The sequence below is a fragment of the Bradyrhizobium quebecense genome (genome assembly GCF_013373795.3).
GTDB classification, from domain to species: Bacteria; Pseudomonadota; Alphaproteobacteria; order Rhizobiales; family Xanthobacteraceae; genus Bradyrhizobium; species Bradyrhizobium quebecense.
The window spans coordinates 8,067,501-8,089,326 of the sequence record NZ_CP088022.1 but is presented as its reverse complement, the minus strand read 5'-3'; the positions used below and the strand labels follow the sequence as shown (position 1 = coordinate 8,089,326).

The following is a 21,826-nucleotide window of genomic DNA, read 5'->3' as shown; positions in this document are numbered from 1 at the left end:
CACAACGGAGGGATGGATTGCTTCGTCGCTACGCTCCTCGCAATGACGGATAAGAACGAAGACCAGGGGAAACATACGTGACTGACACATTCGATTTCGTGGTGGTGGGCGCAGGCTCCGGCGGCTGCGCAGTGGCGGGGCGGTTGTCGGAGGATCCGGCGACCTCGGTCGCGGTGCTCGATGCCGGCGGCAAGAACGACAATTGGGTGGTGACCACGCCCGGCGCCATCATTCTCATGCTCTCGAGCAAGCTTAATAACTGGGCGTTCGACACAGTGCCGCAAAAGGGCCTGAACGGCCGCATCGGCTATCAGCCGCGCGGCAAGGGGCTCGGCGGCTCAAGCGCCATCAATGCCATGGTCTATATCCGCGGTCATCGCGCCGACTACGATCACTGGGCTTCGCTCGGCAACACCGGCTGGAGCTACGCCGACGTCCTGCCCTATTTCAAGCGTTCGGAGAACAACACCGAGCTCGACGGCGAATATCACGGCAAGGGCGGACCGCTCAACGTCACGGGCCTGCAGTCCGACAATCCGGTCAAGGAGACGTTCCTGCAGGGCGCGCGCGAGGCGCAGTTCCGGATCCGCGACGATTTCAACGGCGCCGAACAGGAAGGCCTCGGCATCTACCAGGTGACCCAGAGGAATGGGGAGCGCTGGAGCGCCGCGCGCGGCTATATCCATCCCCACATGGGCCGCCGGCCCAACCTGCGGATCGAGACGCAGGCGCAGGCGACCCGCATCATCTTCGAGGGCAAGCGCGCCGTCGGCGTCGAATACATGCAGGGCAAGGAGAAGAAGGTGCTGCGCGCGCGGCGCGAGGTCATCCTCTCGGCCGGCGCGTTCCAGTCGCCGCAATTGCTGATGCTGTCGGGCGTCGGCGACGCCGCGGCGCTCGGCAAGCACGGGATCGCCAGCGTGCATGATCTGCCGGGTGTCGGACAGAACCTGCAGGATCACCCCGATTTCGTGTTCGGCTTCTCCTCCGACGCACCTTATTTTTCGGGACTGTCGTGGAGCGGCATCGGGCGGATCATCAAGGGTATCGGGCAATACCGGCGCGAGCGGCGCGGCCCGATGACCTCGAACGTCGCCGAATGCGGCGGCTTCCTGAAGACGCGACCTGAGCTCGACGTCCCCGACATCCAGCTGCATTTCTGCATGGCCATGGTGGAAGACCACGGCCGCAAGCCGCGCTGGGGCACCGGCTTCTCCTGCCATGTCTGCCTGCTGCGCCCGGCCAGCCGCGGCAGCGTGCGGCTGAACAGCGCCGATCCCCTGGCGGCCCCCGCGATCGATCCGAATTTCTTCGGCGAGGACAGCGACGTCGAGACCATGGTCGCGGGCTTCAAGATGACGAAGCGGCTGCTCGATACGCCCGCGCTGCGCGCGCTGCAGCAGAAGGACATGTTCACGTCGGATGTCCGCACCGACGACGACATCCGCAGCATCCTGCGGGCGCGCTCCGACACCGTCTATCATCCGGTCGGCACCTGCAGGATGGGCACCGGCGATCCGCTTGCGGTGGTCGATCCTAAGCTGCGCGTGCACGGGCTCGAGGCCTTGCGCGTGGTCGACGCCTCGATCATGCCGACATTGATCGGCGGCAACACCAACGCGCCGACCATCATGATCGGCGAGAAGGCCGCCGACATGATCAAGGCCGAGATGCGGGCGGGCTGACCAAATGCGCAGGGTGGGCAAAGCAAGGCGTGCCTACCTCTTCGTCGGCGGCTCTTGATGGTGGGCACAGTGCAAGAGCGCCTTCGCGCACCCTATGAGACTGCCGTCGCAGGGGCGCACTGCCAAAATATCGAAAACAACCCCATGCAAAGGTGCCGGCGGCTGCCGGCGTTCGACAGGGCAACTTGACTCGTCGGGCAAATCAGCGGCATTCTTCCATTATTCCGAAATCGTGCAGACGCCCCGCGGCCCCTCCAACACGTCGTCCCTGCGTAGTGCGCAATTGCGCACGAAAGCAGGGACGACGATGAGGACGGTTCCCGCAGGATGAGATTTCGTTCGCGGTTTTCGCTGCGCTTCATCCGGGCTGCGAAGTTAATTCAACAAAAACCCGCCATCGACCGTCACGACCGTGCCGGTCATGTAGCGCGAGGCGTTGGAGGCGAGCAGCATGATCGCACCGTCGAGATCGGATTCGGCACCGACGCGGCGCTGCGGAATCCGTTTTGCGAGCCGCTCGCCTGCCGGCGTCGACCAGAAATCATGGTTCATCTCGGTGTCGATGTATCCCGGTGCCAGCGCGTTGACGCGGATGTCGCTGCCGACGAGTTCCAGCGCCATCGCTTTGGTGCCCTGGATCATGCCGGCCTTGGAGATCGCATAGGGCGAGACCGCCTTAAGCACGCCCTGCCCGAGCACGGACGCGACATTGATGATGTTGCCCGGCTGCTTGCGCAGGATCATGCGCCGCGAAAGCTCGGTCGCGAGGAAATAGGCGCCCTTCAGATTGGCGTTGATCACGGCGTCCCAATCGGCCTCGGTCTGCTCGGTCGCGAGCTTCTCGATCGCGATGCCGGCATTGTTGATCAACACCGAGACCGGACCGAGTGTGGCCTCCGCGGCGTCGAGTGCCTTCGCAATGCTGGAAATATCCGCAACGTCCATCTGTACCGCGGCTGCGCGGCCGCCTTTGGCCTTGATCTCCTCCGCGAGGCTTTTCAGCTTTGCGGTCTGGCGTGCCGCCAGCACCACGGCAGCGCCATGCGCCGCCAGCACGCGGGCGAATTGCCGCCCAAGCCCCTGCGAGGCACCGGTGATGAGGATGATTTCTTTACTGACATCGAATAGGTCGGACATCGGCAGGTTCCCGGATTGAAGCGGACGAGTGATAGCGACAATTGTCCCTGATGTAAGCAGGTTTGATCAACCAGGGGACCGCAGGAGATCGGGGCAGGAATCCTTATCCATGAACCTCTTCGACATCGTCGTGACGCTCGGGTTGTTGTTTGCGGTCGTCACCGGCTTCACGACGGGCCTGCTGCGCAGCGCGGTTACCATCCTGGCCTATCTCGTCGCGATGCCGCTCGCAGTCGCGGCAATGGCGATGATCGGGCCCCACATCGCGACGCTGCCGTCGTCACCGTTTCCGCCTAACGGGGTGCTGCTGTTCGGTCTCTTCCTTCTGATCGGCGTCTTCCTCGGAAAGATGGCGCGGACGATGCTCGACGACACCATCGGCTCGGAGATCGGGATCGGTGACCGGCTCGGCGGCGCGTTGCTCGGCGCGATCAGGGTCGGCCTCGTCGTGACCACGCTGGTGCTGGTGTTCGATCAACTGGTGCCGCTGGCGAGGCAGCCGCAATTCCTCAACGGATCGCAATTGCGGCCGCTGTTCTCCGCGGCCGGACAGGCCGGATTCCGGTCGCTGCCGCCCGAAGCCACCATGGCGATCGAGCGGCTGCGGCGCGAGCAGCGCATCTAAAGCGTGATGAGATTAGGTTCAGCTGGAACGGCGTCGGAGGGTTACCTCTCCCTTGGGAGAGGTCGATTTGCGCAGCAAATCGGGTGAGGGGTTACGATCTATCGAGAGAACGAGAGCCCTCACCCGGATTGCTTCGCAATCCGACCTCTCCCCGGCGGGGAGAGGTGAACCGAGACCGCGCCAAGCCGATTCAACCAAAACTCATCCTGCTTTGCCCGAGCGCATTCCCCCGCCTGTTCCGACCCGGCATGCACTTATGCATTGCACGTCCCTTACCGGCGCCGCCGGGCTTGGCTAGACTGGCGCCATCGAAGCTTTACAAACCAACCCGACATCACAGGGAGTGAACTCGTGGATCTTGGAATCAAAGGCCGCCGCGCCATCGTCTGCGCATCGAGCAAGGGACTGGGCCGCGCCTGCGCGATCGCGCTCGCCAATGAGGGGGTGCATGTCACGCTGACGGCGCGCGGCGCCGAGGCGCTGAAGCAGACCGCCGACGAGATCCGTAAAGGCCATCCCGACATCACGGTCACCGAAATCGTCGGCGACATCACGACGGTGGCCGGACGCGAAGCCGTGCTCAAGGCCTGCCCCGATCCGGACATCCTGATCAACAATGCCGGCGGCCCGCCGCCCGGCGATTTCCGCAACTGGACCCGCGACGACTGGATCAAGGCGATCGATGCCAACATGCTGACGCCGATCGAGCTGATCAAGGCGACCGTCGACGGCATGATGGCGCGCAAGTTCGGCCGCATCGTCAACATCACCTCGGCGGCGGTGAAGGCGCCGATCGAGATTCTCGGTCTGTCGAACGGCGCCCGCGCCGGCCTCACCGGCTTCGTCGCAGGCCTGTCGCGCAAGACCGTGATCAACAATGTCACCATCAACGGCCTGCTGCCGGGCCCGTTCGAGACCGACCGTCTGCGCGGCACTGCGAAGCCCGAGGCCGAGAAGCGCGGTATCTCGACCGAGCAGGTCCTGGCCGAGCGCGCCAAGCTGAACCCCGCCGGCCGCTTCGGCCATCCCGACGAGTTCGGCTACGCCTGCGCCTTCCTGTGTGGCGCCAAGGCCGGCTTCATCACCGGACAGAACCTGCTGCTCGACGGCGGCGCCTTCCCGGGTACGCTCTAGTGCCGCCGATTTGAAGCTCCTGCACTATATGCGGCGAGGCCGATTGGGAGCTTCAAATCGGTCAAGCGGCACTAGAGATTCACGAGTCTTCTAGCGCCCTCTTGCTTTCCGAAGTTCGCGCAAGAGGTCGCTGGACGAGTTCACGAACTTCGGAAAGGGGCGCTAGATGAAGGCGGTCTGGTACGAACGAACAGGCGCGGCGCCGACGGTACTCACCGTCGGCGAGATGCCGACGCCTGACGCCGGCCCTGGCGAAGTCAGGGTTCGTCTCGAGGCCTCCGGCGTCAATCCGGCCGATGTCGGCCGCCGCAGCGGCAACTATCGCGCGATGGAATTTCCGCGCGTGATCCCGAACAGCGACGGCGCGGGGATCATCGACCAGATCGGTGAAGGCGTGACGCGTTTTGCCGTCGGCGACCGCGTCTGGCTGTTCAACGGCCAGCGCAACGGACGCGCCTTCGGCACCGCGGCCGAGTACATTACGCTCGCGGACTACCTGGTGACGCCGCTGCCGCAGGACGTGTCGTTCGCGGCCGGCGCGACGCTCGGCATCCCCTGCATGACCGCGTGGTGCGCGCTGTTTGCCGACGGTCCGATCTCCGGGCAAACGGTGCTCGTCACCGGCGGCGCCGGCGCCGTCGGCCACTATGCAGTGCAACTCGCCAAGTGGGGCGGCGCGCGTGTGATTGCGACCGTGAGCTCACAAGTGAAGGACGTGGAAGCGCGGCTTGCCGGCGCCGATACGGTCGTCAACTACCGGACCGAGGACGTCGTCTCCAAGGTAATGGCCTTCACCGAGAACCGCGGCGTCGACCGCGTGATCGACGTCGATTTCGGCGGCAACCTCGCGATCACGCTGAAGATCATGGCGCCGAACTCGACGATCGCGGTCTACGCCACCAACGGCAACCGCACGCCGACACTGCCGGTGCGCGAATTGATGGAAAAGTGCATCACGGTGCGCTCGCTGGTGCTGTTCGCACTGCCGCCGCCGCTGCTCGCGGCCGCGCAGGCCGACATCACGAACTGGCTGGCGTCGGGCACCCGTGTGCACAACATCGCCGGCCAATTTGCGCTGGCGGAGACCGCCGAGGCCCACCTCGCCGTCGAGAAGGGCGACAAGATCGGCACCGTGATCGTCGATTGCGCGCGGTAACTCGCGTTGCTCTACTTCCCCCTCTCCCCGTTCTTACGGGGAGAGGGTTGGGGTGAGGGGCTGTCACCGCGAAGAAGGTGACGGCAGGGACTGCGGAAGCTCCCCCTCACCCGGATCGCATCTGTCGATGCGATCCGACCTCTCCCCGCAAGCGGGGCGAGGTAAGAACAACACACTTCTGCTTCCTACTGGATCGGGGTGATGCGCTCGTCGCTCGGCGGTATGCCGAACTCGTCGAGCCCTTCGGCAAGGAGATCGCCGAGCATCGGTTCACCCAAGAGATAGCTCGCGGTGCGGCCGTTGCGCCCGCGCGCAGCCTCGCGGCGGAGATCGGCCCATTCCTCGATCGTGCCGTCGCCGCGGCCGAGCCGCATCAGCGCGACGAGGTCGACCTGCTCGTCCTCGCTCAGCGCATCGATGAAGCCCGTGATCTCGCGCGCCACCGGATCGTTACCGTCGTCCTCCAGCACGTCGATCATCTCATCATCGGCCCCGTTCGAGCCGGAGTCCGGATCGACGATCCCCTCCTTGACGTCGAATTCCCGCGCCTTCTCGATCAAGAAACCAACTTTTTCAGGGGAGATTGTGAGTTCCGGCATTTGCGCACTCCTTCGTCCGACGAAGCGGTAACGCGGGAGGCGCCGACTTGATCCATTGCGCCGGCGCGCGGAAACCCGCATGGTCCGGCCATAAAAGAAAGAGAGGGCACGCCGCATGCACTGGACGATCGGCAAGGTCAAAATCACAAAAGTCGTCGAGCTCGAGACCGTCGGCAGCACGCGCTTCATCCTGCCGCTGGCCGGCCGGGAAGAGATCCAGAGCCTGCCCTGGCTCATCCCGCATTTCGCCAATGAGGATGGCCGGCTGAAAATGTCGATCCATTCGCTGCTGGTCGAGACGCCGGAGCACCGCATCATCGTCGACACCGGTCTCGGCAATGACAAGCAGGGCCGCAACGTGCCGACCTGGAACAACCGCAGCGATCCGTTCCTGGAGAAGCTGACCGCGGCGGGATTTGCGCCTGACAGCATCGACACCGTGCTGTGCACGCATCTGCATGTCGACCATGTCGGCTGGAACACGAAACTCTCCGGCGGCAAATGGGTGCCGACCTTCGCCAATGCGTGTTACGTGTTCGGCAAGACCGAATTCGAGCACTGGCGCGACCACAGCGACGATGCCGCGCATGCGGCCGTGTTCGCCGACTCGGTGAAGCCGATCGCGGATGCCGGCAAGGCCGAGCTGGTACCGAGCGATCATCGCTTGACCGAGGAGATCACGCTGATCCCGACGCCGGGACACAGCCCCGGCCACATGAGCATCCACATCAAGTCCGGCGGCGCGGAAGGACTGCTGACCGGCGACGTCGCCCATCATCCTTGCCAGATGTATCACCTCGACTGGTCGTCGACCGCGGACTCCGACCAGAAGCAATCGGCCGCGACGCGGCGCGAATTGTTCTCGCGCTTTGCCGACACGCCGACGCTGGTGATCGGCGGGCATTTCAATGCCGGCCACATCAAGCGCGACGGCGACGCCTTCAGGTTCGTCGCGCTGGGGTGATCGGACCGAACTGACCTTGAATTAAGGCTTGGCTGCAATGCAGCGCGCTCATGGCGGTTGAATTTCCCGGCGTGCTGTTCCATGAAGCGTGTCGAGGTATAGCAGTAACAATCCTCAAGACATCGTAGGGAGTGATCAACATGAAGCTTGTTCGTTATGGCGAAAAGGGTGCGGAAAAGCCCGGCCTGATCGATAAATCCGGCCAGCTCCGCGATCTCTCGGCCCATCTGAAGGACCTGACCGGCGACGCCTACACGCCGGAATCGCTGAAGAAGCTTTCCGCGCTCGATCCCGCCTCCCTGCCCGCCGTCTCCGGCAAGCCGCGCTTCGGCGCCCCTGTCACCGGCATCTCCAAATTCGTCGCGATCGGCCTGAACTATTCCGACCACGCCAAGGAAACCGGCGCTCAGATCCCGACCGAACCGATCATCTTCATGAAGGCGAATACCTCGCTGTCCGGCCCGAACGATGCCGTCGAGAAGCCGCGCGGCTCGACCAAGCTGGACTGGGAGGTCGAGATCGCCGCGATCATCGGCACCCGCGCCAAATACGTCTCGGAAGCCGACGCGCTCAACCACGTCGCCGGCTATTGCGTCTGCAACGACGTCTCCGAGCGCAACTTCCAGACCGAGCGCCTCGGACAGTGGACCAAGGGCAAGTCGCACGACACCTTCGGTCCGGTCGGCCCCTGGCTCGCCACCAAGGACGAAATCGCCGACGTGCAGAACCTGTCGATGTGGCTCGACGTCAACGGTCAGCGCCGCCAGACCGGCTCGACCAAGACCATGATCTTCACGATGGCGAAATGCATCTCCTACGTCTCGCAGTTCATGACGCTGCTCCCCGGCGATATCATCACGACGGGCACCCCGCCCGGCGTCGGCCTGGGCATGAAGCCGCCGACCTTCCTCAATGTCGGCGACATCGTGACGCTCGGCATCGAAGGCCTCGGCGAGCAGCGCCAGGAAATCGTCGCGGCGTAGTTGCCGGTCCGTCATCCTGAGGAGCCGCGAAGCGGCGTCTCGAAGGATGAGCCCAGCACACCGTCATCTCAGCGGATGGGTGACGAGATAGTATTGGTCGTTGCCCATCCTTCGAGACGCGCGCCGATGGCGCGCTCCTCAGGATGACGGCGGTGTACTCGGAAAGAGGTCATTACCATGAAACTCACCTTCTCTCCCGCCTCCCCGTTCGCCCGCAAGGTGCGCGTCGCGGCGATCGAGCTTGGCCTGATCGACAAGATCGAGCTGGTGCCGGCCAGCGTCGCGCCGGGCACGGCCAATGACGAATACTCCAGGATCTCGCCGCTGAAGAAGCTGCCGGTGCTGATCCTCGATCATGGCGACGTCATTTTGGATTCCTACGTCATCGTCGAATATCTCAACGAGATCGGCGGCGGCCGGCTGATCCCCGGCTACGGTCCGCGGCGCTGGCAGCTGAAGACCGATCATTCGCTGCTCAACGGCATGCTCGATTCCATGCTGCTGTGCCGCTACGAGAAGATGGTGCGGCCGCAGGGCTCGCTGTGGCAGGCCTGGTATGACGATCACTGGAACAGGGCCTGGGCCGGCATGGCGCGGTTCGAGAACCGGCCGGACGTGCTGAACGGCGCGTCGTTCGACATCGCGCAGATCGGCCTCGTCTGCGTGCTCGGTTACGCCGATTTCCGCTTTGCCGACTGCGGCTGGCGCAAGGCCTATCCCAAGCTCGATGCGTTCTACCGGAAAATGCTGGAGCGGCCCTCGGTGAAGATCTCGGCGCCGCCGCCGGCGTAGCAAGGCTACGCGTGGGGAGAACGACGATGCGCGAAGTCTCCCCCCGCCTCTAACGTCCCGGCGAGCGTTGTGCTCGCGTCGACCGTCTTTGGCACAGCTCTGCGAGCCGACGACATGAAAGCTGGACAACAGAGCCAGCCTTGCGGATCGCCGGCCAAGCGCGACGACAGCCGGACGATTGCCCGCCTCCCTCGTCCCGATCTCGACCTTGTGATGATGACGACGGCAGCCCGGTACGGCCAACCGAAGGAAGGCCTTGCGGCAAGGGACATCCTCGCCAACATCATCATTCCCGCCGTGCGCGACGCGCACTAGCATTTTTTTTCGCGTTCTCTTCCCGCGAACCGGACTCCACTTCGCTCGAAACGCCAACGCCAAGGAATCACCATGAGCCTGAAATTTGCCGCCGGCGATCTCACCATTCATCGCATTGTCGAGGAGGAAGGCCTGTTCCTGCCCGCGCACGACATGCTGCCCGGATTGACACCGGAGCTGCTCGCGGAGAACCGCGCCTGGATGAAGGCGGCCGGCGCACTCGATGACAGCGACACGCTGATCCTGGCGTTCCAGTCCTACATCGTGAAGACGCCGCACCACACCATCCTGATCGACAGCTGCATCGGCAACGACAAGCCGCGGCCGGGGCGGCCGAGCTGGAACATGAAGACCGACGACAACTATCGACGTGGCCTCGCGGCGGCCGGCTTTTCGGTCGGCGACATCGACTATGTGATGTGCACGCATCTGCATGTCGACCATGTCGGCTGGAACACGCGGCTCGAGAACGGCCGCTGGGTGCCGACCTTCCCGAACGCGCGCTACGTATTCGACAAGAGCGAGTTCGACTACTGGACCGAGACAAACGCCAAGGCAGAGGTCCCGCCCTTCGTCGACAGCGTGCTGCCGGTGGTCGAAGCCAAGCGGGCCGAACTGGTCGGCAATGATTTTGCGATCGGCGATCATATGCGCGTGCTGCCGACGCCCGGCCACACGCCGGGTCATGTCGCCTTCACCTTCGGCCGCGGCAAGGATGATGCGGTGTTTGCCGGCGATTTGATGCACTCGCCGATCCAGACGCTCTATCCGGAGTTGTCGCCGAAGTTCGACGTCGACCCGGCACTGGCCGCGAAGACGCGGCGCAGCTTCCTCGAGCGCTATTGCGACACCGATACGCTGTGCTGCCCCGCACACTTCCCCTCGCCGACGGTCGGCAAGATCAGGCGGAAAGGCAACGGGTTTGTGTGTGAGACGGTGTAGCTGAGGCCACTTGCTCGATCCACCCTCCCCTGGAGGGGGAGGGTCGGCTCACAGCGAGCGCAGCGAGATGTGAGACGGGGTGGGGTGATTTCTCAACACGGGCAGCACCCGATACGAGAGACCTTCACCCCACCTCGGTTCGCATTTCATGCGAACCGATCCTCCCCCTCCAGGGGAGGATAAGAAGAGCGCGCCCCGCTCAATCAAACAGGCTCGGCGTGTGGTTCACCACCGCGCCTTCGATCTGCAGCATCTTCAGCTTGGTCACCACACCGCCATTGGCCGAGAAGCCGCCCGGCTTGTTGCCGGCTGCCAGCACCCGGTGGCAGGGTACCACGATCGGGCACGGGTTGCGGCCCAATGCCTGGCCGACGTCGCGCGACAGCTCGACGCCGCCGAGCTGTTTGGCGATATCGCCATAGGTCACGGTCTTGCCCGGCGGAATCTTCCGCGCGATGTCGTAGACGCCGCGGTTGAACTCGGGCACGCCGTCGAGATCGAGCACGATGTCGGCGAGGTCGTTCGGCTTGCCGGCGAGCAGCTCGATCATGCCGTCGATCGCGTGCTGCACCTCGGCCGGCGGCGCCGCCTCGGTGACGTCGCCGTTGCGCTGGAGGATGCGCTTGCGGGTCTTCTCCTCGGTGCCCATCGGAAGCTGTACGGCGGTGACGCCGTGCTCGCCCCAGACGACGCCGCAGGCGCCGATCATGGTCTCGAAGATTGCAAAATGCTGGCCGGTCATGGCTCGCTCCAGATGTTCCTTCATATCGTTTGGGCTCACACATTCGAGCCTGTTGCTGATCTGAAATCTAGGCTTGGAGAATGTTGCTATCCACCCGAATTCCGTGGGAACTTGGGCTAAATCAACAACATCTCCTCCCCTGCGCGAGCCTCCAAATGCACAGCCTCCACGTCAACGGTTTCGACATGCCTTATCTCGATATCGGAGAGGGCCCGCCGCTGGTCTGCGTGCACGGCTCGCTGTGCGATTTCCGGATCTGGTCGGCGGTGCTCGGCCCGCTGACGCGGCGGCATCGGGTGATCGCGGTCAGCCTGCGGCATTTCTTCCCGGCGCATTGGGACGGCGTTGGCGACACCTATTCGATCGCGCAGCATGTCGACGACGTCATCGCCTTCATCGAGACATTCGACACAAGGCCGGTCGACCTGATGGGGCATTCCCGCGGCGGCCATATCTGCTTCCGCGTCGCGCAGCGCCGGCCGGACCTGCTGCGCAAGCTGATCCTCGCCGAGCCCGGCGGCGAGCTCGACGCAACCCTCGATCCGAATTTCAAGCCGGGCCCCTCGCCGCTGGCGGCGCGCTTTGCGGCGTGTGCCGCAGAAATCGCCAAGGGCGACATCGACGGCGGCTTGCAGATCTTCATGGACGCGCTCGAAGGGCCCGGCGCCTGGAAGCGGATTCCGGCGACATCCAAGCAGCTGTTGCGCGACAACGCGACCACCCTGCTCGGCCAGACCCGCGACCAGCGCCCGCCGTTCTCGAAGGCCGACGCGGAGGCGATCAGGACGCCGACGCTGTTCATCGGCGGCGCCAACACCAAGGGCATTCTGCCGAAGGTGCTGCACGCGCTTGCCGCCAATGTGAAGGGCGCGCGCACCGAGATGATCCCGGGCACCACGCACCCGATGTTCGAGCAGGCCCCGCAGCGCTATTGCGAGATCGTGCTGGATTTCTTGGCGAGCTGAGGCGGCGGTACACCTCTTCACCTCGCCCCGCTTGCGGCTATCAGATTCACACATTCTGAAGCCTTAGATTGGCGCCGTATTTGATGGCGTGGAACTTGGCAAGGCCGATGCGGATGACTTTGGGACCCGGCTTGCCGTAGTAGCCGGTCCAGCCGCCGAGGCGTGCGATGACCCAAGCGACAAAGGCCAGGGATCCCTTCGGGTGCGGATTGCGTTGCCGCTCGGTCTTGCCTTCGAGCCGGGCGGAGACGGCTTCGAGGATGGGTTGGTCGTCCGGCTCGAAGGCATCGCTCAGGAGCTGATCCGTGTTGCCGTCGCGGGCCTGGACGAGTTGCTTGATGGTGATGGCCGCAACGGCTGCAGCAGCGACGAAGTTGATCATGGCCTGCGGGTCGCCGATATCGGCTTCCTCTATATCGAAGCCTGCCGTCTTGAGCGTACGGAAGAACTCCTCGATCACCCAACGCGTCCGGTAGAAGCCGACCACTTGACGCGCGTCGTTCAATGTAGCGACAGCGTGGGTAGTCAAAAGCCGCCAATGCACAGGTGCGCTACCGTCTTTCGGCTCCGATACCTCGCGGACATCGACCAGCGTCAGGTGAACCGTCTCGGGCAACGTCGGATCGGCTCCATGGAGCGGCCGGCATACGGCCACCGGCGCGAAGCGCACTGCGAACTCGGTATCGCGCGCGCGCCGTCCTGGTGCGGCGGGGACCGTCATGGCAACGCGCCCTTGTTCGGCCTGGGCGTCGATGAAGGTGAACAGCAAATCCGGGTCTTCTTCGGACCCCTCGATCCGCCGATTCTGGCAGGCCCTCACAACCAATTCGACGTTTTGCGGACGCTTCACGAACAGTTCGTAAAAGTCGCTTTCGCGGTCCGATACCATCGTGACGCTGGCCGCCGCAGCCAGTACCTCACCCGCCCGTTCGCTGCTCTCGATCCATCGTTGCGATTCCTTAGCCGCCGTCGCCCGCTTGCGCCGTGGTGCCAACTCCTCTCGGTTACGGTTCCAGACCTGCATCGAGACCAGACCGAGCAACCCTTGCGTCTCGGCCTCTACCGCCAGTGCCACATGCAGCAACAAACCCGCGGCATTGCCTTTGGCGACCGGTCCGTAGCATTGTCGCGACCGCCGGCCGCCCAAGATCAATTCCGACGTGTCCTGTGCGACAACAACATGCCGACCAGCCGCTCGCTGCCCGGTGAGGTCTCCGGCATGCCGTGACATCTCTGCGGCCGTCACCGACGGATTGTGAAGAAGCCGGCGAAACTGCATCTCGCCCGCACGGTCCTCACCGAGGCGGCGGATGCACGAGCCAGGCCGGGCCACCAGCGCCGCATGCAGCCGCGCCCCCCTTTTTCCAGGCGACGATCGCCAAATCGTCCCAGTCCATATGCCACCCCGGCCATCAAAACCTCCACCGGCTTGCCTACCGATAGAGAATCCCGCTTTACCGCTAATCGCAACCCAGATGTGTGAATGCGATAGCCGCTTGCGGGGAGAGGTCGGATCGCATCGGCAGATGCGATCCGGGTGAGGGGGTACAGGTCCGTCCACGCACACCACTCGCGGAGAGAGCCCCTCACCCCAACCCTCTCAGAGCGAGCTTCGCTCGTCTCGACCCCGTAAGAACGGGGAGAGGGAGAACAGACCTTTACACCTTCCACGCGCCGACCGGCTGCCGCACGGCGACGTTGAGCCGGTTCCAGACATTGATCGCGGCGATCCCCAGCACCAGCGACGCGAGCTGCTGCTCGTCAAAATGCTTCGCCGCCTCGTCCCACACCGCGTCCGTCACCGGATCCTCGCGGTCGCTGAGGCGGGTCACCGCTTCGGTCAGCGCCAGCGCGGCGCGCTCGGCTTCGGTGAAATACGGCGTGTCGCGCCAGGCGCCGACCGCGAACAGCCGCTCATCGGTCTCGCCGGCACGCTTGGCAAGCTTCGGGTGCATGTCGACGCAGACGCTGCAGCCATTGATCTGGCTGGCGCGCAGATGGACCAGCTCGAGCAGCTTTTCCGGCAAAGCCTGTTTGGTGCTCTCGCTGAGCGCCTGCAGCGCTTTCATCGCATCGGGAACAACCATCACCGGGTGGTTCATGCGGGCTTTCATCATCTCACTCTCCTGATTTGCCTTTTGACGCCGCCATGCCGATCTGCTGTCACATCGGCCTGGTTTCGTTCGTCATGGCCATGACGGAGCGGACAAAGGGAATGTGACCGATGGACGAGAAAGAATTTCTGGCCGAACAGTTCGAGGCCAACCGGCCGCGCTTGCGGGCCGTGGCCTATCGCATGCTGGGTTCGACCGCCGAGGTCGACGACGCCGTGCAGGAGGCCTGGCTGCGGCTCGGCCGCACCGATGCTGCCACGGTCGACAATCTCGGGGGTTGGCTGACCACGGTGGTCGCGCGGATCTGCCTCGACATGTTGCGCTCGCGCAAGTCGCGCCGCGAGGAGCCGATGGGTGCGCACGTGCCGGAGCCGATGGCGGACAATCCGTTCGAGCGCGAGACCGAGATGGCTGACTCGGTCGGTGCGGCGCTGCTCGTGGTGCTGGAGACGCTGGCGCCGGCCGAGCGGCTGGCTTTCGTGCTGCACGACATGTTCGCGGTGCCGTTCGAGGAGATCGCGCCGATCGTCGGACGCACGCCGGCCGCCGCGCGGCAACTGGCGAGCCGCGCCAGACGCCGCGTGCAGGGCGCGCCGCCCGCGCCGGATGCCGATCTCAGCCGGCAGCGCGGCATCGTCGAGGCCTTCCTCGCAGCGTCCCGCAACGGCGATTTCGAGGGGCTGCTTGCCGTGCTGGCGCCCGACGTCGTGGTACGCGCCGATCAGGCGGCGCAGCGGCTCGGCTCGCTGCCGGTCATCCGTGGCGCCGCGGCTGTCGCCGAAAGCTTCAAGGGACGCGCGCAGGCGGCGAAGCCAGCGCTGGTCGACGGCGAGATCGGCGTTGCCGTCATCTTCGGCGGCGCGCTGCGCATCGTGCTGCGGGTCACGATATCAGGCGACAGGATCGCGGCGATCGATGCGACCGCCGAGCCCGCGCAGATCGAGACACTCGATGTCGAGGTGCTCGATCAGGCCTGACGCGGCTGGAGACAGATGGTTTGCGATGTTAGTGTCCTCCCAGCGCTGTACAGGGAGGATACTCATGAAACTATCCATCAAATTGCTCGCGTCGGCCGGTCTGTTCTCGCTCGCCTTCGCCTCCGCCTTTGCCGCCGCGGATGAAAAGCTGCGCGCGGCCGCCGAGCAGGCCCAGCCGGCCGTGATCGAAAGCCTGCACGACATGGTGTTGATCGAATCGGGCTCCAGCGACGTCGAGGGCCTGAAGAAGATGGCCGACTACACCGAAGCGCGGCTGAAGGCGCTCGGCGCCAGGACCGAGCGGCGCAAGACCACGAAGGGCGCCGGCGCCGACATGGTGATCGGCACCTTCGAAGGTACCGGCAGCAAGAAGCTGATGCTGATCGCGCATATGGATACGGTCTATGAGCACGGCATCCTCGACACCCAGCCCTACAAGGTCGACGGCAACAGGATCTACGGGCCCGGCATTGCCGACGACAAGGGCGGCATCGCCGTCATCCTGCATTCGCTCAAGATCCTGAACGATGCGGGCTGGCACGACTACGCAAAACTCACGGTATCGTTCAACCCGGATGAAGAGGTCGGCTCGATCGGCTCGGGCGAGGTCATCGCCGAGCTCGCCGACCAGCACGACGTGGTGCTGTCCTGCGAGCCGACGGTCGCGCCGCCGGTGGCCAAGAACGAAAGCCTGCTGCTCGGCGCCAGCGGCACCGCGACCGGCACGATGGATGTGAAGGGCAAGGCCTCGCATGCCGGCGCCGCGCCGCAGCTCGGCCGCAACGCGCTGCTCGAGCTCGCGCATCAATTGCTGCAGACCCAGGACGTCGCGAAATCCATCCCAGGCACGCAGCTGAACTGGACCACCGCGAAGGCCGGCACCGTGCGCAACCAGATCCCGGATCACGCCAGCGCCGGCGCCGACATCCGCCTCACCATTCCGGACGGCGTACAAAAGCTGCAGGCGGCGCTCGACGAAAAGGTGAAGGACAAGCTGATCCCTGACACTGAGGTAACCGTGAAGGTCACCGCGGGCCGCCCGCCCTTCGTCGCGAACGATCGTGGCCGCGCGCTCGCCAAGCAGGGACAGGCGATCTATGCCGAGCTCGACCGCACGCTGGATATCGCGGAGATGACCGGCGGCGCGACCGATGCCGGCTACGCCGCGCGCAGCGGCAAGGCCACCGTGGTCGAAAGCTTCGGCCTCGCCGGCTGGGGCTATCACGCGCGCGACGAATACATCGACACCAACTCGATCGTGCCGCGGCTCTATCTGATGACGCGGATCCTGATGGAGCTTGGCAAGGCGAAGTAGCGGGGGCGGCATCCGATAGCCGCCATGCTTAGCTGGCGAAAGTGTCCACGATGTCTCAGAACACCCGTCCACCATCTCCCCGGGCTGAACAGTCGGGGAAGCACAGGGAGGGGTGCCGCTTGTCGCTGCGTGGCCAAGGCGCGACTGCAGCCGCAACGGACGCCGCAATTTTCCCCTGCAAATCCTCATGATTTCAATCACTTAGCATTTCCGCAACTCCCGCCTTGACCGCTCCTGCAACCCGCAGTAGCCTCCATTTTCGAACACGGAATTCTGTATTCCAATTTGGACTGTTGGCATGATCCCGTTGGACCCGCTTCCGAACCTGATCGACCAGGTCTACGGGCGATTGCTCGAAGCGATCATCGACCGCACGCTGCTGCCCGGCCAGCGCATCACCCAGAACGAACTTGCCGATCGGCTCGGCGTCTCGCGCCAGCCGATCTCGCACGCGCTGCACCTGTTGCATCGCCAGGGCCTTGTCGCGGAGAGCGGCAAGCGCGGCTTCGAGGTGACGCAGCTCGATCCGCAGCGCATCCGCGAGCTCTATGAAGTGCGCGGCGCCATCGATGCGCTGGCGGCACGGCTTGCCGCGACGCGTGTGAAAGAGGATTCCGCGGCACGTACGCAGCTCGAAGGCGCGCTGGAAGCCGGGCGCGCGATCGACGACAACGCGCCGCTGGCGCGCCTGATCGCGCTCGACGTCGACTTCCACAGCGCGATCTATCGGCTGGCCGGCAATACCGCGATCGAGGAAATGATCGCGCCGCAATGGCCGCATATGCGCCGCTCGATGGCGACCGTGCTCGCCGAGCTCGATTACCGCGGCAGCGCCTGGACCGAGCACGAGACCATCGCCGCGCACATTTTCTCCGGCAACGCCGCCGCCGCTGAGGCCGCCGCGTTGGCCCATGCGCAGACGGCGGGGCAGATGACCGAAGAGAAGCTGAGGGCGATCGACGTGGCGGCGTGAGCAGGACCGTCACGGCGCCAAGAACGAAAACCAATAATCAAAGGAGGAAAGCACCATGAAACTGACGCCGGAGCAGATCGAATTTTTCCATCGCGAAGGCTGGCTGTTCCTGCCCGAGCTGTTCAGCCAGGAAGAGGTCGATTTCCTCGCACGCGAGGCGGTCTCGATCTATGACGCCAACCGCCCCGAGGTGTGGCGCGAGAAGAGCGGCGCGCCGCGCACGGCCTTTGCCGCGCATCTCTACAACGAGGCGTTCGGCCTCCTCGGCGCGCATCCGCGCATGATCGACCCCATCGAGCAGCTGTTCGGTGAGAAGGTCTACATGCATCAGTTCAAGATCAACGCGAAGGCGGCCTTCACCGGCGACGTCTGGCAGTGGCACCAGGATTACGGCACCTGGAAGCGTGACGACGGCATGCCGGAGCCGCGCGCAATGAACATCGCGATCTTCCTCGACGAGGTGATGCCGATCAACGGCCCGCTGATGCTGGTGCCGCAGAGCCAGACCGCGGGCGACCTGAAGGCGTCGCACGATCTCGAAACCACGTCCTACCCACTGTGGACGCTGGACGAAGAGACGGTGACGCGGCTCGTGAAGCAGGGCGGCATCGTCGCGCCGACCGGCAAGCCCGGCGGCATGCTGATGTTCCACGGCAATCTGGTGCACGGCTCGAGCGGCAACATCACGCCCTACCCGCGCAAGATCGTCTATTTGACGCTGAACGCGGTCTCGAACTACATCCGTACCCCGACGCGGCCCGACTACATCGCGCACCGCGACTTCACACCGATCCAGACGGTTGCCGACGACGCGCTGCTGCGGCTCGCCCGTGCGCCGCGGCAGGCAGCGGAGTAGACTGACGCCTACCCCCAAACGTCGTCATGGCCGGGCTTGTCCCGGGCATCCACGTCTTAACATGCTCGCGGCACCGAAGACGTGGATGGCCGGGACAAGCCCGGCCATGACGGAAATCCAGGGAGCTGCGCTACACCTCGGACACCCATCATGAACCTGCATCACCTCCTCAAAACCCGCGCCGCCGCCGGCAAGCCGGTTCGCGTCGTCCTGATCGGCGCCGGAAAATTCGGCTCTATGTTCCTGTCGCAGGTGCCGCACACGCCGGGGCTCGAGGTGCCGGTGATCGTCGATCTCGACCGCGACCGTGCGCGCGAGGCGTGCCGCACGGTCGGCTGGGACGATGCGCGGATCGGCGCGACAACCTTTACCGACGACGGTGCGCGCGCGATCGCAGGCGGCGCGTTCGACGTCGTGGTGGAAGCCACCGGCAATCCCGCGGTCGGCATCCGCCATGCCCGCGCGGCGATCGCCGCCGGCAAGCATGTCGTGATGGTCAATGTCGAGGCCGATGTGCTGGTCGGCCCGCTGCTCGCCGAGGAGGCGCGCAAGGCCGGCGTGGTCTATTCGCTCGCCTATGGCGACCAGCCGGCGCTGACGGCGGAGATGGTCGATTGGGCGCGCGCGACGGGATTCCGCGTCGTCGCTGCCGGCAAGGGCACGAAATACCTGCCCGCCTATCACGACGTGACGCCGGCAGGCGTGTGGCAGCATTACGGGCTCACCGCCGGGGAGGCGCAATCCGCCGGCATGAACCCGCAGATGTTCAACTCCTTCCTCGACGGCACCAAATCAGCGATCGAGATGGCGGCGATCGCCAATGCCTGCACGCTCGACGTGCCCTCGGAGGGCTTGCTGTTTCCGCCCTGCGGCGTCGACGACCTGCCGCATGTGATGCGGCCGCGCGACAAGGGCGGCGTGCTGGAGAAATCCGGAATCGTCGAGGTGGTATCGTCGCTGGAACGCGACGGCCGTCCGGTGTTTCGTGATTTGCGCTGGGGCGTCTATGTGGTGCTGGAGGCACCGAACGATTATGCCGCCGATTGCTTCAAGCAATACGGCCTCAAGACCGATGCGTCGGGCCGCTATGCGGCGATGTACAAGCCGTATCATCTGATCGGGCTCGAGCTGAATATTTCCGTCCTGTCGGCGGCGCTGCGCAACGAGCCGACCGGGCAGCCGCGCGGCTTCCGCGGCGACGTCGCAGCGGTGGCGAAGCGCAATCTGCGTGCCGGCGAGATGCTCGACGGCGAAGGCGGCTACACGGTATGGGGCAAGCTGATGCCCGCCTCCGCCAGCCTCGCCGCCGGCGCATTGCCGATCGGGATCGCGCATCGCGTCAAGCTGAAGAACGACATCGCCCATGGCGCTGTCGTGCGCTGGAGCGACGTCGAGGTCGACGAGAGCAACGACACGATCAAGACGCGCAAGGCGATGGAGAAGGCGTTCTCGCGCTAGCGTTTCCTGCCGTTAGCTCAAACGCAGAGTTTTTTCACCTCTCCCCGCTCTTTTGCGGGGAGAGGTCGGATCGCATCGCAGATGCGATCCGGGTGAGGGGCGAAGCACGCTGCTCAACAAGCAGCGAAGTGCTCGCCGGATGGATGCCCCTCACCCCGCCCTCTCCCCGCAAGCGCGGGGCGAGGGAGACGAGAGAGCGGTGCCCGATCGGCTCACGGCAGCAGCCGGCGCGCTTTCGCTAGCTTGAACCATTTGCGGAACATCGCTTCGGTATCCATCATCTCGGTGAAGCCGGCCTGGTTGATCTTCACGGTCGAAACGATCGAGGGTGGACCGGATTCAGTCTGCCCGTAGCGCATGCTGTAATCGGCATATTGAAACGACAGGCCGACGAACTCTTCCAAGCCCGGCGCGATCAGGTCGTGCTTCCTGCGCAGCTCGTCCCACAGCGGGATCCATTTCGGATACTCCTGCGCCAGCGAGAGCGGCACATGCCGGCCCGGCGTCATCTCGAGCGCATCCGATACCGCGGGCCAGATATTTTCCCAGGTGAAGACGTCGCCGTTGGTGACGTTGAAGGCTTCATTGCGTGCGGCCTTGGCATCGCCCGACCAGGCGATCGCGCGCGCCAAGAGATCGACGTCGACCGCCTGCGCGACGCGCGGCGCACCGCCGGGATAATCGAGCGGCCTGCCCTGCGCGCGCAACACCGCCGCATAGACGCCGAGCGGCGGGATCAAATCCATCGCACCGCCCATGGCTTCGCCGATGATCAGCACCGGACGCAGGATGCTCCAGTGCCAGCTCTTGCCGCGTTGCAGCTCACGCAGGAAATTCTCCTGCGCCCAATAGAAATTCGGCTGCTCGTACATTTCCGAGCGGCCCTCGCGCGCCGGCACCGTGAGCGGCCGGACATGCACGCCATAGGCCTTGGTACCCTGCAAGAGCGCGACATGCTTGAGATCAGGCGCGACGGGCTCGAGCACGCCCATCAGGTTGCGCAGCATGCGGTCGTTGGTTTCGATCTGCCCGGCATCGCGCCAGCCATCGACCAGGCTCGGCGCTTCATAGAGCGCGGCATAGATCAGGTGCGTTGCGCCAGCGAGCTCGGCCGCGGCGCGGCGGCAATCCTCGGCGCTGGTGAGGTCGATCCGCACATGCTGCGCACCGTAGAGATCGCGCGGCTTGCGGCGCGACAGCGCAACGCGCTCGCACTCGCCGGATGCGCCGAAGTGTCGCAAGGCGGCGTTGCCCACGAGGCCCGTCGCGCCGGCGACCACGACTTTCTTGTTGGCCATGTCCTTGAACTCCCATCAACTCACCTGCCCTGCCTAGCAGATCACGGCAAGACCGACAGGTATCAGATGAGACCAACAGCGCCGATTTTCCTTCGCAGCTGCAACGAAGGCGGACGCTTGATTTCCTCCGGCAAACGATCATCCTGACCAGCGGAACCGAAAGCTCGGATTCCACACACAAGAGCCCGTCGAGGGCCACCGGACACATCACCACAGCAACGTCGATCGATCGGCGAAGGAAGACGGCATCAAGATCGTTCCCCTTGTCGAGGCATCGGCACACAGGAGGAATACGCATGAAGCGTCGTGATTTCTTGAGGGCAGGCGGCGTCGGGCTGGCTGCGACGGCGGTGGCTGCGCCCGCGGTCGCGCAATCGATGCCGGAGGTCAGGTGGCGGCTCGCGGCAAGCTGGCCGAAGGCGCTCGATACGCTCTACGGCGGCTGTGAATTCTTCTGCAAGCGCGTCGCCGAAATCACCGACAACCGTTTCCAGATCCAGTCCTTCGCCGCCGGCGAGATCGTGCCAGGCCTGCAGGTGCTGGACGCCGTTTCCAACGGCACGGTGGAGATGGGCAACACCGCGCTGTATTATTACTGGGGCAAGAATCCCGCGTTCACCTTCGGCACCTCGCTGCCATTCGGCCTCAACACGCGCCAGCATATTTCCTGGCTGCAATGGGGCGGCGGCAGCGATCTGATCAACAACCTGCTTGCGGAATACAACTGCGTCGGCATTCCGACCGGCTCGACCGGCGCCCAGATGGGCGGCTGGTTCCGGAAGGAGATCAAGTCAAT

At 64.7% G+C, this 21,826-nt stretch carries 22 protein-coding genes (1 of these 22 running past the window's edge); 16 read left to right on the top strand and 6 right to left on the bottom strand.

Annotated features, from left to right (window positions below):
* Positions 1-77: 77 nt before the first annotated feature.
* A complete protein-coding gene (locus HU230_RS38525) occupies positions 78-1,685 on the top strand; it encodes a GMC family oxidoreductase (RefSeq protein ID WP_176533742.1) in 1,608 nt (535 codons plus the stop codon).
* Positions 1,686-2,060: 375 nt separating this feature from the next.
* Here the strand turns inward: HU230_RS38525 and HU230_RS38520 are convergent, their stop codons facing one another.
* Positions 2,061-2,822, bottom strand: coding sequence for an SDR family NAD(P)-dependent oxidoreductase (locus HU230_RS38520; RefSeq protein WP_176533743.1), 762 nt, complete (start codon positions 2,820-2,822; stop codon positions 2,061-2,063).
* A gap of 109 nt (positions 2,823-2,931) precedes the next feature.
* Between HU230_RS38520 and HU230_RS38515 the strand changes: the two genes are divergently transcribed.
* The 3 genes from HU230_RS38515 (at position 2,932) to HU230_RS38505 (ending at position 5,737) form a co-directional block, all read left to right on the top strand.
* Positions 2,932-3,447, top strand: a complete 516-nt coding sequence (locus tag HU230_RS38515; RefSeq protein WP_176533744.1) for a CvpA family protein — start codon at positions 2,932-2,934, stop codon at positions 3,445-3,447.
* A gap of 351 nt (positions 3,448-3,798) precedes the next feature.
* The gene (locus HU230_RS38510; protein ID WP_176533745.1) at positions 3,799-4,581 is read left to right on the top strand and encodes an SDR family oxidoreductase; all 783 of its coding nucleotides are present in this window, start codon (positions 3,799-3,801) and stop codon (positions 4,579-4,581) included.
* 166 nt (positions 4,582-4,747) lie between these two features.
* Complete coding sequence (locus tag HU230_RS38505; RefSeq protein WP_176533746.1) at positions 4,748-5,737, top strand: NADPH:quinone reductase; 990 nt, start codon at positions 4,748-4,750, stop codon at positions 5,735-5,737.
* A 185-nt stretch (positions 5,738-5,922) separates the two neighbouring features.
* Here the strand turns inward: HU230_RS38505 and HU230_RS38500 are convergent, their stop codons facing one another.
* Positions 5,923-6,336 carry a DUF3775 domain-containing protein gene (locus tag HU230_RS38500; RefSeq protein ID WP_176533747.1) on the bottom strand — a complete coding sequence of 138 codons (414 nt, stop codon included), beginning with the start codon at positions 6,334-6,336 and terminating at the stop codon, positions 5,923-5,925.
* A 115-nt stretch (positions 6,337-6,451) separates the two neighbouring features.
* On the opposite strand from HU230_RS38500, the gene HU230_RS38495 reads away from it, so the two are divergent.
* The 5 genes from HU230_RS38495 (at position 6,452) to HU230_RS38475 (ending at position 10,332) form a co-directional block, all read left to right on the top strand.
* On the top strand, positions 6,452-7,300 hold the full coding sequence (locus tag HU230_RS38495; RefSeq protein ID WP_176533748.1) for an MBL fold metallo-hydrolase: 849 nt from the start codon (positions 6,452-6,454) through the stop codon (positions 7,298-7,300).
* Positions 7,301-7,440: 140 nt separating this feature from the next.
* Positions 7,441-8,283 carry a fumarylacetoacetate hydrolase family protein gene (locus tag HU230_RS38490; RefSeq protein WP_176533749.1) on the top strand — a complete coding sequence of 281 codons (843 nt, stop codon included), beginning with the start codon at positions 7,441-7,443 and terminating at the stop codon, positions 8,281-8,283.
* A gap of 177 nt (positions 8,284-8,460) precedes the next feature.
* On the top strand, positions 8,461-9,075 hold the full coding sequence (locus tag HU230_RS38485) for a glutathione S-transferase family protein (RefSeq protein ID WP_176533750.1): 615 nt from the start codon (positions 8,461-8,463) through the stop codon (positions 9,073-9,075).
* A 114-nt stretch (positions 9,076-9,189) separates the two neighbouring features.
* On the top strand, positions 9,190-9,390 hold the full coding sequence (locus HU230_RS38480; RefSeq protein ID WP_176528449.1) for a hypothetical protein: 201 nt from the start codon (positions 9,190-9,192) through the stop codon (positions 9,388-9,390).
* A 72-nt stretch (positions 9,391-9,462) separates the two neighbouring features.
* Entirely contained in the window at positions 9,463-10,332 is an 870-nt protein-coding gene (locus HU230_RS38475; RefSeq protein WP_176533751.1) for an MBL fold metallo-hydrolase, read from the top strand.
* A gap of 199 nt (positions 10,333-10,531) precedes the next feature.
* On the opposite strand, the gene HU230_RS38470 is transcribed toward HU230_RS38475, so the two are convergent.
* On the bottom strand, positions 10,532-11,074 hold the full coding sequence (locus HU230_RS38470; RefSeq protein ID WP_176533752.1) for a methylated-DNA--[protein]-cysteine S-methyltransferase: 543 nt from the start codon (positions 11,072-11,074) through the stop codon (positions 10,532-10,534).
* Between the two features lie 155 nt (positions 11,075-11,229).
* Between HU230_RS38470 and HU230_RS38465 the strand changes: the two genes are divergently transcribed.
* Positions 11,230-12,039, top strand: a complete 810-nt coding sequence (locus tag HU230_RS38465; protein WP_176533753.1) for an alpha/beta fold hydrolase — start codon at positions 11,230-11,232, stop codon at positions 12,037-12,039.
* 46 nt (positions 12,040-12,085) lie between these two features.
* Here HU230_RS38465 and HU230_RS38460 read toward each other — a convergent pair whose 3' ends face one another.
* Together HU230_RS38460 and HU230_RS38455 are read right to left on the bottom strand one after the other, a co-directional pair.
* The gene (locus HU230_RS38460; RefSeq protein WP_224944015.1) at positions 12,086-13,609 is read right to left on the bottom strand and encodes an IS4 family transposase; all 1,524 of its coding nucleotides are present in this window, start codon (positions 13,607-13,609) and stop codon (positions 12,086-12,088) included.
* Between the two features lie 88 nt (positions 13,610-13,697).
* On the bottom strand, positions 13,698-14,153 hold the full coding sequence (locus tag HU230_RS38455) for a carboxymuconolactone decarboxylase family protein (protein ID WP_176535226.1): 456 nt from the start codon (positions 14,151-14,153) through the stop codon (positions 13,698-13,700).
* A 110-nt stretch (positions 14,154-14,263) separates the two neighbouring features.
* Between HU230_RS38455 and HU230_RS38450 the strand changes: the two genes are divergently transcribed.
* From HU230_RS38450 to HU230_RS38430, 5 genes are all read left to right on the top strand, one after another.
* Positions 14,264-15,130: a sigma-70 family RNA polymerase sigma factor gene (locus HU230_RS38450; protein ID WP_176533754.1), complete on the top strand. Its 867-nt coding sequence runs from the start codon at positions 14,264-14,266 to the stop codon at positions 15,128-15,130.
* A gap of 64 nt (positions 15,131-15,194) precedes the next feature.
* The gene (locus HU230_RS38445; protein ID WP_176533755.1) at positions 15,195-16,445 is read left to right on the top strand and encodes a M20/M25/M40 family metallo-hydrolase; all 1,251 of its coding nucleotides are present in this window, start codon (positions 15,195-15,197) and stop codon (positions 16,443-16,445) included.
* 298 nt (positions 16,446-16,743) lie between these two features.
* A complete protein-coding gene (locus HU230_RS38440) occupies positions 16,744-17,418 on the top strand; it encodes a GntR family transcriptional regulator (RefSeq protein WP_176533756.1) in 675 nt (224 codons plus the stop codon).
* A 55-nt stretch (positions 17,419-17,473) separates the two neighbouring features.
* The gene (locus tag HU230_RS38435; RefSeq protein ID WP_176533757.1) at positions 17,474-18,274 is read left to right on the top strand and encodes a phytanoyl-CoA dioxygenase family protein; all 801 of its coding nucleotides are present in this window, start codon (positions 17,474-17,476) and stop codon (positions 18,272-18,274) included.
* Between the two features lie 150 nt (positions 18,275-18,424).
* Positions 18,425-19,732, top strand: coding sequence for an NAD(P)H-dependent oxidoreductase (locus tag HU230_RS38430; RefSeq protein WP_176533758.1), 1,308 nt, complete (start codon positions 18,425-18,427; stop codon positions 19,730-19,732).
* Between the two features lie 212 nt (positions 19,733-19,944).
* Here the strand turns inward: HU230_RS38430 and HU230_RS38425 are convergent, their stop codons facing one another.
* The gene (locus HU230_RS38425; protein ID WP_176533759.1) at positions 19,945-21,030 is read right to left on the bottom strand and encodes an NAD-dependent epimerase/dehydratase family protein; all 1,086 of its coding nucleotides are present in this window, start codon (positions 21,028-21,030) and stop codon (positions 19,945-19,947) included.
* A 296-nt stretch (positions 21,031-21,326) separates the two neighbouring features.
* Between HU230_RS38425 and HU230_RS38420 the strand changes: the two genes are divergently transcribed.
* On the top strand, positions 21,327-21,826 hold the 5' portion of the coding sequence (locus HU230_RS38420) for a TRAP transporter substrate-binding protein (RefSeq protein ID WP_176533760.1). It continues 589 nt past the right edge of the window; 500 of the gene's 1,089 nt are visible here — the first part of the coding sequence; it begins with the start codon at positions 21,327-21,329; its stop codon lies off the right edge, out of view.

Coding starts and splice junctions, on each gene's coding strand:
- HU230_RS38520 (WP_176533743.1), bottom strand. CDS start 2,822: ATGTCCGACCTATTCGATGTCAGTAAAGAAATCATCCTCATCACCGGT.
- HU230_RS38515 (WP_176533744.1), top strand. CDS start 2,932: ATGAACCTCTTCGACATCGTCGTGACGCTCGGGTTGTTGTTTGCGGTC.
- HU230_RS38505 (WP_176533746.1), top strand. CDS start 4,748: ATGAAGGCGGTCTGGTACGAACGAACAGGCGCGGCGCCGACGGTACTC.
- HU230_RS38500 (WP_176533747.1), bottom strand. CDS start 6,336: ATGCCGGAACTCACAATCTCCCCTGAAAAAGTTGGTTTCTTGATCGAG.
- HU230_RS38495 (WP_176533748.1), top strand. CDS start 6,452: ATGCACTGGACGATCGGCAAGGTCAAAATCACAAAAGTCGTCGAGCTC.
- HU230_RS38490 (WP_176533749.1), top strand. CDS start 7,441: ATGAAGCTTGTTCGTTATGGCGAAAAGGGTGCGGAAAAGCCCGGCCTG.
- HU230_RS38485 (WP_176533750.1), top strand. CDS start 8,461: ATGAAACTCACCTTCTCTCCCGCCTCCCCGTTCGCCCGCAAGGTGCGC.
- HU230_RS38480 (WP_176528449.1), top strand. CDS start 9,190: ATGAAAGCTGGACAACAGAGCCAGCCTTGCGGATCGCCGGCCAAGCGC.
- HU230_RS38475 (WP_176533751.1), top strand. CDS start 9,463: ATGAGCCTGAAATTTGCCGCCGGCGATCTCACCATTCATCGCATTGTC.
- HU230_RS38470 (WP_176533752.1), bottom strand. CDS start 11,074: ATGACCGGCCAGCATTTTGCAATCTTCGAGACCATGATCGGCGCCTGC.
- HU230_RS38465 (WP_176533753.1), top strand. CDS start 11,230: ATGCACAGCCTCCACGTCAACGGTTTCGACATGCCTTATCTCGATATC.
- HU230_RS38455 (WP_176535226.1), bottom strand. CDS start 14,153: ATGAAAGCCCGCATGAACCACCCGGTGATGGTTGTTCCCGATGCGATG.
- HU230_RS38450 (WP_176533754.1), top strand. CDS start 14,264: ATGGACGAGAAAGAATTTCTGGCCGAACAGTTCGAGGCCAACCGGCCG.
- HU230_RS38445 (WP_176533755.1), top strand. CDS start 15,195: ATGAAACTATCCATCAAATTGCTCGCGTCGGCCGGTCTGTTCTCGCTC.
- HU230_RS38440 (WP_176533756.1), top strand. CDS start 16,744: ATGATCCCGTTGGACCCGCTTCCGAACCTGATCGACCAGGTCTACGGG.
- HU230_RS38435 (WP_176533757.1), top strand. CDS start 17,474: ATGAAACTGACGCCGGAGCAGATCGAATTTTTCCATCGCGAAGGCTGG.
- HU230_RS38430 (WP_176533758.1), top strand. CDS start 18,425: ATGAACCTGCATCACCTCCTCAAAACCCGCGCCGCCGCCGGCAAGCCG.
- HU230_RS38425 (WP_176533759.1), bottom strand. CDS start 21,030: ATGGCCAACAAGAAAGTCGTGGTCGCCGGCGCGACGGGCCTCGTGGGC.